Annotated in this window: 13 protein-coding genes; 5 read left to right on the plus strand and 8 right to left on the minus strand. The window is 66.0% G+C overall.

Going from position 1 to position 17,175, the window contains the following annotated elements; all coding sequences use genetic code 11:
• Positions 1 to 30: 30 nt before the first annotated feature.
• The 4 genes from IU459_RS26430 to IU459_RS26445 all read right to left on the minus strand — a co-directional run bounded on the left by IU459_RS26430 (position 31) and on the right by IU459_RS26445 (position 4,110).
• Positions 31 to 1,494 carry a short-chain fatty acid transporter gene (locus IU459_RS26430; protein WP_195132282.1) on the minus strand — a complete coding sequence of 488 codons (1,464 nt, stop codon included), beginning with the start codon at positions 1,492 to 1,494 and terminating at the stop codon, positions 31 to 33.
• An 803-nt stretch (positions 1,495 to 2,297) separates the two neighbouring features.
• Complete coding sequence (locus IU459_RS38735) at positions 2,298 to 2,750, minus strand: TetR family transcriptional regulator C-terminal domain-containing protein (protein WP_195132283.1); 453 nt, start codon at positions 2,748 to 2,750, stop codon at positions 2,298 to 2,300.
• 41 nt (positions 2,751 to 2,791) lie between these two features.
• Complete coding sequence (locus IU459_RS26440; protein ID WP_195132284.1) at positions 2,792 to 3,592, minus strand: SDR family NAD(P)-dependent oxidoreductase; 801 nt, start codon at positions 3,590 to 3,592, stop codon at positions 2,792 to 2,794.
• On the minus strand, positions 3,589 to 4,110 hold the full coding sequence (locus IU459_RS26445) for a carboxymuconolactone decarboxylase family protein (RefSeq protein WP_195132285.1): 522 nt from the start codon (positions 4,108 to 4,110) through the stop codon (positions 3,589 to 3,591). Before IU459_RS26445 ends, IU459_RS26440 begins: the two co-directional genes overlap by 4 nt.
• An 85-nt stretch (positions 4,111 to 4,195) precedes the next feature.
• Between IU459_RS26445 and IU459_RS26450 the strand changes: the two genes are divergently transcribed.
• The gene (locus tag IU459_RS26450; protein ID WP_228838560.1) at positions 4,196 to 4,801 is read left to right on the plus strand and encodes a TetR/AcrR family transcriptional regulator; all 606 of its coding nucleotides are present in this window, start codon (positions 4,196 to 4,198) and stop codon (positions 4,799 to 4,801) included.
• Positions 4,802 to 4,876: 75 nt separating this feature from the next.
• Here IU459_RS26450 and IU459_RS26455 read toward each other — a convergent pair whose 3' ends face one another.
• Entirely contained in the window at positions 4,877 to 5,248 is a 372-nt protein-coding gene (locus IU459_RS26455) for a hypothetical protein (protein WP_195132287.1), read from the minus strand.
• A 552-nt stretch (positions 5,249 to 5,800) separates the two neighbouring features.
• Between IU459_RS26455 and IU459_RS26460 the strand changes: the two genes are divergently transcribed.
• Positions 5,801 to 7,012, plus strand: coding sequence for a helix-turn-helix domain-containing protein (locus IU459_RS26460; protein ID WP_228838561.1), 1,212 nt, complete (start codon positions 5,801 to 5,803; stop codon positions 7,010 to 7,012).
• Positions 7,013 to 7,211: 199 nt separating this feature from the next.
• Here IU459_RS26460 and IU459_RS38740 read toward each other — a convergent pair whose 3' ends face one another.
• Positions 7,212 to 7,748 carry an NUDIX hydrolase gene (locus IU459_RS38740; protein WP_324199038.1) on the minus strand — a complete coding sequence of 179 codons (537 nt, stop codon included), beginning with the start codon at positions 7,746 to 7,748 and terminating at the stop codon, positions 7,212 to 7,214.
• 137 nt (positions 7,749 to 7,885) lie between these two features.
• Between IU459_RS38740 and IU459_RS26470 the strand changes: the two genes are divergently transcribed.
• The 3 genes from IU459_RS26470 to IU459_RS26480 all read left to right on the plus strand — a co-directional run bounded on the left by IU459_RS26470 (position 7,886) and on the right by IU459_RS26480 (position 14,260).
• Entirely contained in the window at positions 7,886 to 10,495 is a 2,610-nt protein-coding gene (locus IU459_RS26470) for a valine--tRNA ligase (RefSeq protein WP_440446531.1), read from the plus strand.
• Between the two features lie 345 nt (positions 10,496 to 10,840).
• Positions 10,841 to 13,633 carry an eIF2A-related protein gene (locus IU459_RS26475; RefSeq protein WP_195132290.1) on the plus strand — a complete coding sequence of 931 codons (2,793 nt, stop codon included), beginning with the start codon at positions 10,841 to 10,843 and terminating at the stop codon, positions 13,631 to 13,633.
• Positions 13,634 to 13,747: 114 nt separating this feature from the next.
• Positions 13,748 to 14,260, plus strand: coding sequence for a RipA family octameric membrane protein (locus IU459_RS26480; RefSeq protein WP_228838562.1), 513 nt, complete (start codon positions 13,748 to 13,750; stop codon positions 14,258 to 14,260).
• Between the two features lie 27 nt (positions 14,261 to 14,287).
• Here IU459_RS26480 and IU459_RS26485 read toward each other — a convergent pair whose 3' ends face one another.
• Both IU459_RS26485 and IU459_RS26490 read right to left on the minus strand, forming a co-directional pair.
• Complete coding sequence (locus tag IU459_RS26485; RefSeq protein WP_195132291.1) at positions 14,288 to 15,811, minus strand: FAD-dependent monooxygenase; 1,524 nt, start codon at positions 15,809 to 15,811, stop codon at positions 14,288 to 14,290.
• Positions 15,812 to 15,972: 161 nt separating this feature from the next.
• Positions 15,973 to 17,133 (minus strand): epoxide hydrolase family protein, encoded by a 1,161-nt coding sequence (locus tag IU459_RS26490; protein ID WP_195132292.1) that lies wholly within the window; start codon positions 17,131 to 17,133, stop codon positions 15,973 to 15,975.
• Between the last annotated feature and the right edge of the window lie 42 nt (positions 17,134 to 17,175).

The following is a 17,175-nucleotide window of genomic DNA, read 5'->3' on the forward strand; positions in this document are numbered from 1 at the left end:
CGCGACCGACATCACCTGAAGGCGCCGAGGTCACGGGGTGGCGGGCAATATCGGGGGGACGTATTCGAATGTCATTCCGAGCAACCATACGAGAAGCAGTACCACCGGGAGGTGGAATAGGAACTGCAGGAACGTGAAGCCGACGAGGTCGCGCGCCCGCAGTCCGAGCACTGCCAGCAGCGGCAGCATGAAGAATGGGTTGATGAGATTCGGCAGCGCTTCTGCCACGTTGTAGATCTGGACCGTCCAGCCGAGGTTCATCTGGACGTCTGTCGATGCCTGCATGACGTAGGGGGCTTCGACCAGCCATTTTCCGCCGCCGGACGGGACGAGGACGCCGAGCACCACAGTGTAGAGGGCGATGACGACGGCGAAGCTTCCGCCGCCGCCGATGCTCGTGAAGAACTCCGCGAGGTGTTCGGACACGGTGAGACCACCCCTGCCCTTGGCTTTGGTGAGGATCGCGGCCATGGCGGCGTACAGCGGGAACTGGACGAGAATTCCGGCCGTGGCGGGTACGGCGAGCGAGACGGCTTGCAAGAACTTGCGCGGGGTCCCGTGGAGCACCAAGCCCAGCATGAGGAAGACGAGCAGATAACCGTTCAGGCTGCTGACCACGGTGAGCACCGGTTTGGTGAACAGCTGCGAGATCAACCAGCCCGCCGTCATCACCCCGGCCGAGATCGGCAGGAGACGGCTGTACTCGAGCCACTCCCCCGGACGAGAGCGTGGAGCCACCTCCGCAGGCTGGTCATCCAGATCGACGTCCAGTTCCTCGGCGGTCTTGATCGCTGCGTCCTTCGGTGCCGAGAAGTGCGCGATCACCACCGTGAGCGCCATGATGACGGCGCACATGAGCAGGGACTGCCACGTGAAGATCGTGTGCCCGAAGTCGAGGACACCGGTGATTCTCAGCAGCGCCGGAGGCAACGAGCCGGCAGTGGCCTGTAACTGCGCGGCCGAGGAGGATATTCCCAGCGCCCACACGGCGCCCAGTCCCATGAACGCCGCGGCGCCGAGCGCCCGATAGTCCACGCGCAGATCGGTCCGACGGGCGATCGCGCGGGCGAGCAGACCGCCGAAAACCAGACTGAGTCCCCAGTTCAGCAGCGATATCGACATGGCGAGGAACGCAACGAAGCTCACTGCGCTGCTGGCGGTTCGCGGCACGGTGGCCAGCCGGTCGATCAGCCGAGCGACAGGCGGGGAGGTGGCGATGACGTATCCGGTGAGCACCACCATGGCCATCTGAAGGGTGAAGGCGGTCAGATCCCAGAAACCGTCGCCGAACGCGTTCGCGACTGTTCGCGGCGACGAGCCGTTGGCCAGTGCGGCGACGGCCACGATGAATACCCCCGCCAGCGCGACGACGTAGGCGTCCGGAAACCACTTCTCTGTCCACCTCGCGAGCGACTGCGCAACCCGCGCAAGGCCCCGTTCGGAACTGGTTGCTTCATGCTTTTCTGGGCTGGTTTCCGCACTGGTGGACGTCATCCCGCCGTACCTCGTCTTTCTCTTCACGCATGAGGCCGCCCGGTGCATGTGACGCACCACACACGGCTCGACTGGTGAGTATTGGTGCCAAACTTGCGTGCGGGCAAGAGAGAAATGCGCAGGTGCTGTCTGCAAAAATGCAGAAACAGCTCACTATCTCTGAAGCTGGGAAATACGGTGCTCACCCATGGTCTCGACGCCGACCCCGCAATACTGCGCGAATTCCTCACTCTCGCAGGGGCACCCGATGCAGAAGGGAGTCGACTGTCCGATCGGGCCGTTCGCCGCGCGTGGGGCGCTCGTCTACCGGGACAGGCACGACCGAACCTGACCGCCGTGCGCGCGGCCGGGATTCCTGCTCTGGTCGCATCGGGCGGACACTCTCCTGGCCTCGAACGGATCTCCGACCTGCTCGCCGACACACTCGGGGCACAACGGCTCGTAGCACCGGGTGCGGGCCATTTCGTCCCGGCGGCACCCGGTTTCGCTGACCGGCTCGAGGAGTTTCTCTCGAGAGCTATCGCCCACTGATCGGCTATTACCGGCTACCGGAAGGGATTGGCACCGAGCTGAGGATCGCGACACCGCCGCGCTGGCCACCGGCGTGAGTCTGTGATACGGGTACGGCGGGTAGGCGCCCGCTTGTGGCGGATTCGGCGGCCGCTTTCCGGCGGCGATCCATCGACCGGTGGACGGCGGCGGCAAGCACGAGAGTGGCGATGCAGAGCGCCAACGCAGCGATCCTGCCGACGTTCAAGTCTTGTCCGAAGCAGATGATGGACGGAACCGAGGCCGATGCGGAGTCAATCCCGGATTCGCAGCACGGCCCGGAGTGCTTCGACGAACAGCGAATCCGGCACCGATTCAGGATCGGCCAGCCGTTGCAGAGCAAATCCATCGGCGAGTGCGGTGACGATCGGCCCGATCATGTCGTCCGGCAATCCGACCTCGACTCCCGTTGCGCCGCGCACGCTTGCGACGAGCGATCCGATGGTTCCCCGTATCGCCGCGTATCTTTGAGCGAATTCTCGGCGAAGCTCGGTGTGGCGCATGGCCGCGGACCAGAACTCCATGAACAGCATCGTCTGCGCGGGACTTTCGTCCTGCAGAGGTCGGAAGCTCCCTCTTCGGGACTGCCGCCAAGCTGGCGGGATCGCAGCAGCATCGCCGGTCATGGTGTGCTCTCCGTAGTAGCACTCGCTGAGGTCCGCGGACGATTTCTCGGATCGGGTGGCCAGCAGGAAATTGTCCGACACAACGGGCTCCTCATTCGGCCCGTACATTCCGGTGAGGGGCGTCAGCCGATTCGGGCGCTTTGGCCGCCGTCCACAGGCAGCAGGGCGCCGGTGATGAAGGCGGCCTCGTCGGAGGCCAGGAAGAGGGCGGCATGGGCCACGTCCCATGCGGTGCCCTGGCGTTGGTTCAGCGGGACCATCCGGTCGCGGGCCGCGCGCAGTTCATCCTGGTTCATGCCCAACTTCGAGGCCATGCCCTCGATCGCCATCGGGGTATCGATGAAGCCGGGCATGATGGTGTTGGCGCGGATGCCGAAGGAGGCGTTCTCCATGGCCAGGGCATGGGTCAACGCGTTCAGGCCCGCTTTGGAGACCTTGTAGGCGACCAGCGGGGCCGAGCAGACCGCGGCGATGGACGAGACGTTGATGATGGCGCCCGTCCGGCGTTCGCGCATGTGCGGGATGATCTGGCGGCAGACCGTCCAAGGGGCGCGCAGGTTGACCGACTGGATGCGGTCCCAGGCGTCCTCGGTGACGTCGAGCGCGCCGGCGTCGCCGGCGCCGATGCCGATGTTGTTGTGCAGGACGTCGATACGGCCGAAGGCATCCAGCGCGGTGCGGGCGATGGCGGCGCAGTCGGATGGGTCGGTGATGTCGGCGACCAGCGGACGGGCGGTACCACCCGACTCGGAGATCAGCGCGCAGGTCTCGAGCAGCGATTTCTCGTCCCGGTCGACAGCGAGCACCTCGGCGCCTTCGCGAGCGAACAGCAGGGCGGTGGCCCGGCCGTTGCCAATGGTCGTGCCGGGGGTCTGGCCGGCGCCACAGACGACGGCGACCTTGTCGTGCAGACGTCCTGTCACGATGGGAATCCCTCCAGCCCTTCGTCCAGGGCGACCTGGAAGGTGTTCAGCGCAGTGGAAACGAGCGTGTACTGGCCGACGGCGAAGACGATGTCCATTGCCTGCTGCAGCGTCCAGTCCCGGCACAAGGCCGCCCACAGGGAGTCGTCCATGGTGTGGGTGGCGACGAGTTGGTCGGTGGCGCGCAACAGGACAAGGTCGCGCTCGGGCCAGTCGGTGGCGTCCGAGGCCACCTTGTCGATCTCCGGACGGGTCAAGCCCGCCTCCTCACCCAGCTTGCGATGCTGGGCGAACTCGTACTCCGAGCCACACCGCCACCCGGTGCGCAGGATGACCAGCTCGCGCTCGCGTGCCGGCAGCGTCGAGCCGGCCAGGACGTGTCGGCCGAACACCAGCCAGCGGTGCAGCAGATCGGGATGGTGGGCCAGGGTCGTGAAGATGTTCTGCCGACCGAGCCGGTCGAGCGTCGTTCGGGTGCGCTCGTCCCAGTCGGCTTCGACGGTGAGGGGAACTCGCATGGGAGACCTTTCGGATAATGATCGTTCGCCGAATGGTCATTATTCGAGCTTGGTATGCTGTCCGCAAGACCCCCAGGAGGATGTTTTGCCCGTACCGACCACCCGGCGGCAGCGTCAGGAGCAGACCCGCGCCAAGCTGCTGAACGCCGCCGCCCGCGTGTTCGCTCGCCGTGGTTACGAAGGAGCTTCGGTGCCGGAGATCGCCGCCGAAGCCGGGTTGTCTACCGGCGCGATCTACTCGAACTTCGACGGCAAGATAGACCTGTTCCACACACTGATGGCCGCGGAGATGCGCCGTCAGAGCGAGCGCCGCGTCCGCCGTGTGACCGCCTCGCCCGGGGACGCTGTCGCCGCCGCTAGTGCGCAGTGGGCCGACTTCGTCGAAGGCCACCGCGACTCGGTCCTGCTTCTGCTCGAGTTCTGCCTCAGCGCTGCCCGCGACAACCCTTCCGCCCGCCTCCACGCCGCCGAAGAGTTCGCTCGCGTCCGAGCCGATCTCGCCGACCTGGCTCCCGACGCCCCGCCCCATCTGGCCGCCGCCCTCCAGGCGCTCGCCTACGGCTACGGTCTCCAGCGCCTGGTCGACCCCGACTCCACCAACAAAACATCCCTCCTCGACGCCTTCACCTGGCTGCTCAACGGAGCGTCGAAGACCCAGGACCTGCCTGCGCGGGCCGCTTCCGGCCCGTAGCACCCGCGAATCCATCGACCCGAGAGGGCACTCCTCCTGTTGGGCGGAGTCCGGATTGTGGGGCAATCTCCGACGTCAAAAGCGATGTGACCGACGTGGGTACTTGGTGGGTCGCATCCGGCCGGTGACGCGCAATGTCTCGAGCGCAGCGCTTTTCCACGAGCACTCGTCCGCGTCGCACTCGCGATGCACCTGCATGAGCGCGTGGGCATCGGCGGGAGTGAACTCCGGGCCGTCTCGTGGCTCCACCGCTGGCCATCCCAAAGGCGGCCAGCCCAGCATGCACAGTTGCTCATGGCCCACGCGTTTCGCGATGTCGTACACGCTCGGGCCAGGCAACGGCCTTCGCCACCACCTACTGGCCGCGAAAAAGAGGCCTAACAGCACCACGACCACCACCGTCGCCACGGCAATGGAAGTACCGAAGTCGGACCAGTCGGACGTCAAGGCCGTACCCCGCTCGGGAGTGGACCGAAGGGGGGACCACCGGTGCGCACGCTGCCAAACCTCTTCGGGGGCAACGAATATCAGGGCAACTACTTCGGTAAGTCCGCGCCTGGCAGTCCATACGTGGTCCCGCGCCGGGGCGATGGCAACCGAAGCGCCGACCGGGCGGATAGCCTGCATCAGCAGGAGCGTCGGCATCAGCACGTCGCGATCCACAACTAGCACTTGCGGTTCCGGGTAGGCCTTCGCCTGGCTAGAGCCCGAATCGCCCGCTCCTCCCCTGCCTGATCACTACCGGATTGATCCAGCCGGATGTAGCCGATCGCGATTTTCGCCATGTCACCCTCGTTCGATTCGTGTGGTGCGGCACCCGGTGCGGGGGATCTCACGACCCTCCCAGCGACGCCGTAGACGCCGGTGGTGTGCCCGGACGAGCAACGGGCTCTCACCCCGCGCCGGGGCCGGAACATGACTGTGACGACGAACAACACCGCGGAGCGGCAAAAGATTTGTCACTCTGGGGATAACGAAAACTGTGGAATGGGATACGTGATGACGATGACCCAGGAATCCGGTGTCGGCGAGAAGGTACGCGTAGCCAGGAAGCTCGCGGGCTGGAGTCAGGAGAAACTTGCGCAGGAGGCCAACTTCTCGGCGAGTTTGGTCCGCAAGGTCGAGCGCGGCCGTGCGCCCGCATCACCGGCATTCGTCGCGGCATGCGCCCGCGCTCTGCGCTTGAACCTCGCAGATCTCCTCGAGCAGCCCTACCCGAGGCAGACCCGCGATGAACAGCGAGTTCACGCGGGAGTGCCCGAGATCCGCCGGGAACTGGCCGCGTACAACATCGAGCCCGACGGCACCATGAACGCCCGCCCCGAGCACCAACTCGCCGCTGACGTCGCGAGGGCCTCCAAATTGCGGCACTCCGTCAACCTTGGCGACCTCGGCACAGTCCTGCCCGGTCTGCTCGCCGATCTCCGTGTCGCATGGCACTCCGCCACAGGCCTCAAACGCGAGCGTATCTTCGGGCTTCTCGCAGAAGCGTTCGCAGCGACCGGACAAGTGGTGTACAAGCTCGGATATATCGACCTCTCCTCGCTGTGCGTCGACCGATACGAATGGGCAGCGGCACAGTCCGGTGACCCGCTGGCCGTCCTCGTGGGCGACTATCAGCGCGCGGGCGAACTGATCGGCGCGGCCGACTGGTCGACAGCGCTCCCCTTCCTCGAAGCAAGCCGTGCCACAATCGAATCCGACATCGGCGGCAACGATCCAGCCGTCCTGAGCATGTGGGGCAACCTCCACCTGAAATCCGGCCTCGCCGCCGCCCGCGCAGGTCGCCGCGATATCGCCGACGGACACCTTGCCGAGGCGCGCGAAACCGCCCAGCGCATCGGTAGCGATCGGGACGATTACCGGCTGTGCTTCGGTGTTACGAATGTCGACATCTGGTCGGTCGGCCTGGCCGTCGAGATGATGGACGGAACCGAGGCCGTGAAACGCGCCCAACACGTGCATCTTCCGGCGACAACGCAACGGGAGCGCGCGGGCCACCACTACATCGACTTGGCCCGGGGATACCTTCTCCACGGCAACCGCACGAATGCCCTTGCCTCCCTTGTGAAGGCCAAGGAGATCGCGCCGACACAAACCCGCTACCACCCCATGGTCCACGAGACCATCCGCGTTCTAGCCCGTGACGACGCTCGAAGCAATGAGAGCGTGCGCGGCTTTGCCGCATGGTGCGGCATAGACCGCGCCTGATCAGTTTCGGTCTGAAATCGCTCGACCCGCGCGCGCAGGCCACTGGCTTGAATGCGTTCGACGATCTGGTGAGGAGGGCCACGGCTTGTATGGACGATTCCGACCCTCCATACCAGTCGACCAGCGATGAGCCAACGCCTCGCGCCGTACGCTGCGCTGCCGGACGTCGCGGACTTCCGACAACAGGTCTTCTCGACCACTACGCGGGCAGACTGAGCGCCCTGTACACCGCGACCACCGTTGCGGCACCGACGATCTCGCCGCGATCGATCATCTGCACCGTTTCCGAGAGGGGAATCCAGCGGATGTCCTCGGCCTCGTTGACATCCGGCTGAGTGTCGGTGAGGTGCGCGCCGCGCGCCAGGTAGATCTCTTGCGGTTGGTCCAGCGTGCCGATGGCTGGCTGATAAGTGACCAAGTGCTCCATCGCGTCCGGCCGCCAGCCGGTCTCCTCCTCCACCTCGCGTGCCGCCGCGATCGCGACATCTTCCGCCCCGTCGACGTAACCGCCAGGGAGTTCCCATACCCACCGATCGATGATGAAACGGTGTCGGTACATCAACAGCGCCTCCCGCCTCTCATTGAGTACCAACGTCATTGCACACCGCGGCATCCGGGCGACGTACTGGGTGAACTTGACTCCGTCCGGCAGCTCCACGTCCACAGTCGACAGCCTGATATGGCGGTTCTCTTCGACCAGACGCTCGCCATGAATCGTCCACTGAGTGCGGCTCACCTGCTCGACGGTATCGCAGGCACTACCACGACTGGCCGGACGCACCGACATTCGATGTCCTGATCCGCGAGCTGTCTTAGCCTGATTCCGACCATCCGTACCAGTCGACCAGCGATGCGCAGGCAATATGCTGGGCGATTGTGACCGAAACCCACCCCCGAAACAGCAGCGAACCCGCGATCCTGCCGACGACGTTCGTACCGGTGGAGCTGGAAGGTGAGCTGTACGTACGGTGGGTAGAGCGGGGCTATTTCAAAGCCGACGCCGCCAGCGACAAGCCGCCGTACGCGATCGTCATTCCGCCGCCGAACGTCACCGGCCGCCTGCACATGGGGCATGCCTATGAGCACACTCAGATCGATGCGCTGACCCGGCGCAAGCGCATGCAGGGGTATGAGACGCTGTGGCAGCCCGGTATGGACCACGCCGGGATCGCAACGCAGAACGTCGTCGAGCGCGAGCTGGCCAAGGAAGGCTTGTCCCGGCACGACCTGGGCCGGGAAGCATTCGAGCAGCGCGTGTGGCAGTGGAAAGCCGAATCCGGCGGGGCGATCTCCGATCAGATGCGGCGCCTCGGCGACGGTGTCGACTGGGACCGCGAGCGCTTCACCATGGACGAGGGCCTGTCTCGTGCTGTCCAGACGATCTTCAAACGGCTTTACGACGACAAGCTGATCTACCGGGCCGAACGGATCATCAATTGGTGTCCGCGTTGCACGACCGCGATCTCCGATATCGAAGTCGACCATCAGGAACTCGACGGTGAGCTGGTGTCGATCCGCTACGGCGACGGCCAGGACTCGATCGTGGTCGCCACTACCCGCGCGGAGACGATGCTCGGTGACACCGCCGTCGCGGTGCACCCCGACGATGATCGCTACCGTCATCTCGTCGGAAGCGAAATCGTTCTGCCATTGACCGGCCGCCGCATCCGGGTTGTCGCCGACACCCATGTCGACCCGGAGTTCGGCACCGGCGCAGTGAAGGTCACCCCAGCCCATGACCCGAACGACTTCGAGATCGGTCGACGCCACAACCTGCCCTCGCTGACGGTGATGGATGAGCGGGCGATCATCACCGCACCCGGCCCGTTCCAAGGGCTCGATCGGCTCGAGGCGCGCAGCGCGGTCGTCGCCGCATTGCGTGCCGAGGGACGTATCGCCGCCGAGAAGCGCCCATATCGGCATGCGGTCGGGCACTGCTCGCGCTGCGGCACTGTCATCGAGCCGCGCTTGTCGATGCAGTGGTGGGTCGAGGTCGCAACGCTGGCCGAGGCCGCGGGTGACGCCGTCCGCGACGGCCGGGTCTCCATTCATCCGCCCGAGTTGGCGAGCCGCTATTTCGACTGGGTCGACAATCTGCGGGACTGGAACATCTCCCGACAGCTGTGGTGGGGACACCGCATTCCGATCTGGCACGGCCCCGGCGGCGAGATGGTCTGCGTCGGGCCCGGCGAGACCGCTCCCGATGGCTGGGTGCAGGACCCCGATGTACTCGACACCTGGTTCTCCGCGGCATTGTGGCCGTTCTCCACCATGGGCTGGCCCGGCCAGACCGACAGCCTTGCGCGGTTCTACCCCAATTCGGTGCTGTTCACCGGCTACGATCTGATGTTCTTCTGGATCGCCCGAATGATGATGTTCGGGCTCTACGCCACCGGCCGACCACCATTCGCGACGATCGCCCTGCACGGCATGGTTCGCGACAAGCACGGCAAGAAAATGTCGAAATCCTTTGGCAATGTGGTGGATCCGATCACCTGGATGGATGCCTACGGCACCGACGCACTGCGCTTCGCGCTCGCCCGTGCCGCCAACCCGGGTACCGACGCCCCGATCAGCGAAGAATCCGTCGAAGGTGCCCGCAACTTCACCACCAAGATCTGGAACGCCACCCGCTTCGCCCTGCTCAACGGCGCTACCACCAGCGGACCACTCCCCGCCTCGGAGACGCTCTCGACGGTCGATCGGTGGATCCTCTCGCGGCTGAACACCGTGATCGCCGAAGCCGACGTCCTCTTCGACGATTACCAGTTCGCCAAGCTCACCGAGCTGCTGTATCACTTCGCGTGGGACGAAGTATTCGACTGGTACCTCGAACTGTCGAAGGCCACTTACGCTGCCGGCGGGCCAGCCGCCGACGTCTCGCGGCGCGTGCTCGGACATGTCCTCGACAGCCTGCTGCGACTGCTGCATCCGATCGTCCCGTTCGTCACCGAGAAGCTGTGGACCACCCTCACGGGGCAGGAATCCGTCGTCATCGCCTCGTGGCCCACCGATACCGGCTACCGCGACCACGACGCCGAAACCGAAATCGCCGAGTTGCGGCAGCTCGTCACCGAGGTCCGGCGATTCCGCTCCGAACAAGGTGTCCGCACCAGCCAACCGGTACCTGCCGACCTCGAACTCCCGCCCGCGCTGCGATCACACGAACCCGCGATCCGGCAACTGCTGCGCCTGGAACCCGCCGCCGAGGGTTTCCGGCCTACCGCGACGCTGCCGATCGGCCGAGCCCGGGTCAGCCTCGACCTGTCCCAGGCCATCGACGTCGACGCCGAACGACGCCGCCTGCAGAAGGCCTTGGCCGCCGCGCACAAGGAATTGGACAGCACCGCTAAGAAGCTGGGCAACAGCGGGTTCCTGGCGAAGGCACCCGCCGACGTCGTCGAATCAATCCGCGCTCGCAAGCAGGCAGCGCAAGAAGACGCCGACCGAATCCAATGGCAGCTCGATCTCCTCTCCAACTAGCGCTCGCTCGAAATCTGGGGGCGGCAGCATGGTTTGCCGAACAAGCATCACGCGCGTGGCTGATCACCGTAAGGGAGGTGAACTGGAACCCCCACCGCGGACGGCATCTGCCGGTACCGGTCCCGAACTCGGTAACCGTGGCTGGATACGCGCGAGTTCCTGGGCACCTTTCCGTAATGGCCGCCCTCGGCGATTCCAGGCTGGATCGGGGGCTGTCCATCGCAGGCGCATCAGCAAACTTTCCGCGAAGTCGAGTAGTGGACTACCCACGTCATCGGACCTCGGGTGCGTGAGACTCAAAAAGTCCAGTTCATGCGTCTCGATCTGGAGAGCGGGCGATAACGGATGCGTGCTCAGGCTCCGGAGCAGCAGGCTCGTCGGGAACAGGAGTCGTTCGATTACGACGCCTTCATCTCCTATGCCCATGATGATCGGCCGGTGGCCGCAGGGATTCAGAAAGGCCTGCACCGCATAGGGCGGCGAATGGGCCGCTTGCACGCCCTGCGGGTGTTCCGCGACGCCACCGACCTCACCGCCAGCCCCGACCTGTGGGGCAGGGTCAGCGAGGCGATCGACCGGGCCCGCTATTTCATCGTGGTGCTTTCCCCGCACTCGGTCGCCTCGGGCTGGGTCAACAAAGAGGTTGCCCACTGGCTGGAGCGGCGTGGGCCGGATCAGTTGTTGTTCGTCGTCGCTGATGGGCATGTGATCTGGGACGAGAACACCGGACGGTTCGACCCGGACCGATCCGATCTGGCTCTGCCGGTGCTGACGGAAACGGGAGCACTGCCCACCGAGCCTTTCTACGTCGACGTCAGCGAGGACGCGCCGTGGGATCCCCGCGCGGCGATATTCCGGGAAAAGGTCACCGATCTGGCCGCCCCGATCCACGGCAAACCCAAGTACGAACTCGCCAGCGAGGATCTGCGGGAGCAACGCCGCTTCCGGCGGTTACGGCGCGCCGCCATCGCGGGCCTTGTCATGCTGACTGTTCTCGCGGTCACCGCAGCCGCGATCGCGTTCGCGCAACGACGAGAGGCGATACGCCAACGCGACGAAGCGGTAGCCCGACGACTGGTGTCGGAAGGCCAGGCCATGCTCGCCGGCGTCACCTTCGGCAGTGATGCACGAGCGCTGACGCAGATTTTGGCCGCGCAGTCGATCGCATCACGGCCGGACGAGGGCGCGCTGCTCGGCGCCGTGCTCGAGCGGCGTGCGTTGCTCTCGATAATCGACACCACCGCGCAGGTGTTCAGCGTGGCGGTCAGTCCGGACCGGCAGCGGATCGTCTCCGGCGGCGCCGACGTGCGGCTGTGGGATGCGACCAACGGCCAAACGATCGGGGAACCGATGACCGGCCACCAAGGCCGGGTGTGGAGTGTGATATTCAGCCCCGATGGGCAGCGCATCGTCTCCGGTGGAACTGACAGCACGGTCCGGCTATGGGACGCGGCCACCGGCCAACCCATTGGCGAACCGATGACCGGACACCAGAAGGGTGTGCGGAGCGTCGCTTTCGCCCCGGACCGGCGGCGCATCGTCTCCGGGGGTGACGACAGCACTGTGCGGCTGTGGGACGCGGACACCGGACAACCCATAGGGGAACCGATGACCGGACACCAGGGGTTTGTGTTGAGTGTGGCGTTTGCCGCGGACGGGCGGCACATCGTCTCCGGCGGCACCGACAAAACCGTGCGGGTATGGGATGCGGCGAGCGGCCAATCGATCGTCGAACCGATGACCGGTCATCAGGGTGAGGTGACGAGCGTGGCGTTCGCCCCGGACGGCCAGCGTATCGTCTCCGGCGGTATGGACGGTCGTGCCGGAAACGTCCGGCTGTGGGACACGAACTCCGGAGCACCGATCGGCAAACCGATGACCGGCCACCAAGGCGCGGTGAAGAGTGTGGCGTTTGCCCCGGACGGCCAGCGTATCGTTTCCACCGGCATCGACGGCACCGTGCGGCTATGGGATACGAACACCGGTTCATCGATCGGTGAACCAATGACCGGACACCGAGGCATGGTCTCGAGCGTGACGTTCAGCCCGGACGGGCAGCGCATCATCTCCGGCGGCACCGACGGCACCATGCGAGTGTGGGAGCCGATCACCGATAAACCAACCATCCCAGGCACGGTAGCGAGCGTGGCGTTCAGCCCGGACGGCCGCCGGATCGTCTCCGGCGGTGAAGACGTTCGGCTGTGGGATGCCACCACCGGAGCACCGATCGGCAAACCGATGACCGGACACGGCGGCGAGGTGATGAGCGTGGCGTTCGCCCCGGACGGGCAGCACATCGTCTCCGGCGGCTCCGACGGCGCTGTGCGGTTATTGGATACGAACACCGGAGCGCCGATCGGCAAACCGATGACCGGACACCGCGAAACGGTCTGGAGTGTGGCGTTCAGCCCGGACGGGCAGCGCATCGTATCCGGCGGCGCGGACAACACTGTGCGGTTATGGGACCCGACCATCGAAGCACCGATCGGCAAACCGATGATCGGACACGAGGGCCAGGTGATGAGCGTGGCGTTCGCCCCTGACGGCCGCCGGATCGTCTCCGGCGGCTACGACAACACCGTACGACTATGGGACGTGGCCACCCACCAACCCATCGGCCAGCCGATGACGGCGCACGTGACCTGGATAACCAGTGTGGCGTTCAGCCCGGACGGGCAGCGCATCCTCACCGGCGGCTACGACGGCACCATGCAGCTGTGGGACGCGACCACCGGACAACCCATCGACGAACCGATTGCCGCGCACCAGGGAATGGTGTGGAGTGCGGCGTTCAGCCCGGACGGGCGCCGCATAGTCTCCGGCGGCGCCGATGCCACCGTGCGGCTGTGGAACGCGGCCGCCAGCGACCCCGTCGGCCCTCCCATGACCGGACACCCGGCAACAGTGTGGAGCGTTGCGTTCAGCCCGGACGGGCAGCGAATCGTCTCCGGCGGAGACAATGGCAGCATATGGATGTGGGAGGCAACACCCGGCGCGTGGACGAAAGCTCTGTGCAGCAAGCTCACTAGCAACATCAGCCACAAACAATGGCGTAAGTGGGTCTCTCCCGACATCGAATACATCAAGGTCTGCCCTGAACTACCGATTGCCTCCGACGACAACACGGCCGCGAAATGAGGGTGAGCGGACACCGGTTTGCCACCACCGATCGCAGGAGTGCATTCGGACGGGCTCGCTCGAGCGAAGGAATCCGTTAGCAGCACACAACGACACGCCAGAGAAGGGTGGACAGTGCCTCAGAACGATCGCCAGTCCGAGCTTCGCCACCGACTCTGGAACGACCCGGACGACAAGCCCAGGCCCGCCTACGACAGCGCGGTGCTCGAGCAGTACCGGCTCTACGTGGAGATGGCCGACCGCATCAGCGCGCGGCGCGGCCTGACGAACTCGTTCTTCGTGACCCTCAACACCGGCATCTTCACCCTCGTCGCCGCCTTCGGGAAAACACCGCCGTCGAACAAGGAACAGTGGCTGGCGATCCCTCTGGTCGCGATCCTCGGCCAGTGTTTCGCCTGGTTCTACCTGGTACGCAGCTACCGGCTGCTGAACAGCGCCAAGTACCAGGTCATCGGCGTCCTCGAAGAACGACTGCCCGCCTCGCCGTTCTGGAGGGCCGAATGGTGGGCTCTGGGTGAAGGGAAGGACCGGTCACGGTACTGGCCCCTCACCCATATCGAGCAATGGATCCCGATTCTCTTCGGCCTCGCCTACATTTCGGGATATCTCGCGATGGTTCTCACTTGAGCACGTCGGCTGATGCCGTGCCGACGGTCAGGACCTGTCACCGAACCAGCGACGCAGCGCTTCGAGCAGCCCGTCCCGCGCACCAGCGTCCGCGGCCCAGGCGACATAGCCGTCCGGGCGGATCAGCAGCGCGGAAAGCTCGCGTGGTGCAGTGGGTTTCGCCGTCACTACACGCACAAGATCGGACCACGGAGCGCACATCCCCCGGAGTTCGGCGGAATCGGTCAGGTCCAACAGGATCGCCCGACCGCCGGAGAAGTGCTCACTGAGCCGACTGCCGTCGGAGAGTTCGATATCCGGGGTGACTGCGCCGACCAGGTCATGCCCGCCGCCGAGATCGTAGCGGTGCAGGACACCGGAGATCTTCTTGAAGATGGCGGTGGCGCCGTCGCGAGTCGCGAGCAGATCGGTGACCACATCACGCAGAGCTTTGCTGCGCCGATCGAGCCGCATCAGCGCGATCTGGGCGCGGGTCCACTCCAGTACCCACGCGCCGGTCGGATGCCGTTCGGTGGTGTAGGTGTCGAGCAGGGTCTCGTTCGCGTCGCCGCGCACCACCGCGGCCAGTTTCCAGCCGAGGTTGACCGCGTCGCCGATGCCGAGATTGAGGCCCTGTCCCCCGAACGGCGAATGCACATGGGCCGCATCGCCTGCCAGCAGCACCCGTCCCTTCCGGTATTCGGTGACCTGACGGGTGTTGTCGGTGAAACGGGTCGCCGAGTGCACGGCCGTTATCTCGACCGGCACGCCCGAGACCGCGCGCAAACTGGCCTGCAATTCGGCCGCGGTCACCGGTGTCGCGCGGTCGGCGGGCGGGCCGTCGAGCTCGACGGTGAGGATACGACCCGGTGTCGGGCCGTTGACGTAGATTCCGGCATCGGTCGAGTTCCAGCCCGGCCGCAGACCTTCGGTACCGGTCATCTGGACCACCGCCTGATGTCCGGTGATCTCAGGGTCGAGACCCGGAAAATCGAATCCGGCGCGCTTGCGGACCATGCTGCGCCCGCCGTCGCAGCCGACCAGCCAGGCCGCGCGGACCGTGCTGTCGCCGCAGTAGATGGTGACACCGGTTCCGTCGTCATCGAAGTCGGTCAGTTCGACGCCGCGCCGGACCGGCACGCCGAGTTCGATGGCGCGCCGGGCGAGAATCGCTTCGATGCCCTGCTGGGGCACCAGCACCGCCTCGGCAGCGGGGCCGAGTTCGGCGAACGCCGGGTCGTCGAAGTCGATATCGGGCATGCGCAGCATGATGCCGGCGAAATGACCGGCGATCGGCAGGCGCTGGGTCGCCGCCCCCGCGCTCGGGGACAGACCCGCGGCGCGGATGCGCTCCACCATCGCGTTCTGCTGTTGGAGCAGCTCGGGCAGCAGTCCGCGGCGGAACAGGGCTTGCGCGGTCGGCACATTGATCGCTCCGGCTTTGATGGTCATATCGGGCTCGGTGAGCCGTTCGACCACCAGCACGTCCGCGCCGCCGAGGCGAAGTTCGCAGGCCAGCATCAGCCCGACCGGTCCGGCTCCGGCGACCACCACATCGAATGTCTCGTTCATGACCGCGACTCTGCCGCCGGATGGTTGCGGCGGTCTTGCGCCGCCTTGCACGGGTCTTGCGTCGGGACGACGACCCATGCTCTCGCGTTGCGCCCGCCACCCGTGCAGCACGGGGCGAAAGGCAGGCGGTGAATACCGCCTGCCCTTGGTGTTCCGCTGGGTCAGTCGCCGAGCGTCCGGAAGAACTCCCGAACGTCGCCGACCAGTAGCTCCGGCACCTCCAGCGCCGGGAAGTGGCCGCCGGAGTAGAACTCCGACCAGTGCGTGATGTGGTGGGCGCGCTCGGCGAAGCGGCGGATGGCGTAGTCGCCGTCCTTGAACACCGCGACGCCGGTGGGCACCGTGCCCTTCGGCTTCGGCGCGAACATGCTCGCGTCGTGGAAGCGCTCGTAGTAGAAGTTCGCGACGCTGCGGGCGGTGTCGGTGAACCAGTAGATGCTCACCGTGGCCAGCAGCCGGTCCTTGGCGACGGCCTGTTCGGGCAGTTCGTGGGCGGAGTCGGTCCACTCCTGGTACTTCTCCGCGATCCAGCCGAGCTGGCCCGCCGGGGAGTCGGCGAGCAGCTGCGCGATGGTGTTCGGGCGCGATCCCTTCAGGTTCATGTAGGCCGAGCCGTCGTCCTGGAACTTCTTCATCGCGCCCAGCCGGGCTTTCTCCGCATCGGTGAGCGCGGCCATGTCGGCGGGGTCGCCGGTCGGGAAGGTGACCAGCGCGTTGACGTGCACGCCGACCACGTGCTCGGTGTCGATCCGCCCGAGCGCCGGGGCGATGAACGCGCCGTGGTCGCCGCCATGCACGCCGTAGCGGTCGTAACCGAGGCGCGCCATCAGCTCGGCGAGCGCTGCCGCGATCCGGCCGTCGTTCCAGCCGGTCTCGGTGATCGGGCCGGAGAAGCCGTGTCCCGGCAGCGACGGGATGACCAGGTGGAAGGCCGGAGCGTCGGGGGCGCCGTGCGCGGCGGGATCGGTGAGCGGGCCGATCACGTCGAGGAAGTCGACCACCGAACTGGGCCAGCCGTGCAGCAGCAACAACGGGGTGGCGTCCTCCTGGGCCGAGCGGACGTGCAGGAAGTGCATGTTCTGGCCCGCGACGGTGGTGGTGAACTGTGGGTAGGCGTTCAGCTCCGCCTCGACGGCCCGCCAGTCGAATTTCTCGGCCCAGTACCCGGCCAGGTCCTTCAGGTAGGCGGTCGGCACGCCGCGTTCCCAGCTGGTGCCGGGCAGGTCGTCGATCCAGCGGGTGCGGGCCAGGCGCAGGCGGAGGTCGTCCAGGTCGGCCTGCGGGATGTCGATGCGGAAGGGTCGGATTTCGGTGTTCGTCATGCCGGTAATGCTTCGGGTAACGAGGGGGTCGCCGAATCACGA

It is taken from the genome of Nocardia amamiensis (genome assembly GCF_015477605.1).
GTDB lineage: Bacteria > Actinomycetota > Actinomycetes > Mycobacteriales > Mycobacteriaceae > Nocardia > Nocardia amamiensis_A.

Bases quoted from the DNA above. Each gene is read 5' to 3' on its own strand.
- IU459_RS26430 (WP_195132282.1), bottom strand. From the start codon at position 1,494: ATGACGTCCACCAGTGCGGAAACCAGCCCAGAAAAGCATGAAGCAACC.
- IU459_RS26460 (WP_228838561.1), top strand. From the start codon at position 5,801: ATGACGATGACCCAGGAATCCGGTGTCGGCGAGAAGGTACGCGTAGCC.
- IU459_RS26445 (WP_195132285.1), bottom strand. From the start codon at position 4,110: ATGCGAGTTCCCCTCACCGTCGAAGCCGACTGGGACGAGCGCACCCGA.
- IU459_RS26490 (WP_195132292.1), bottom strand. From the start codon at position 17,133: ATGACGAACACCGAAATCCGACCCTTCCGCATCGACATCCCGCAGGCC.
- IU459_RS26475 (WP_195132290.1), top strand. From the start codon at position 10,841: ATGCGTGCTCAGGCTCCGGAGCAGCAGGCTCGTCGGGAACAGGAGTCG.
- IU459_RS26485 (WP_195132291.1), bottom strand. From the start codon at position 15,811: ATGAACGAGACATTCGATGTGGTGGTCGCCGGAGCCGGACCGGTCGGG.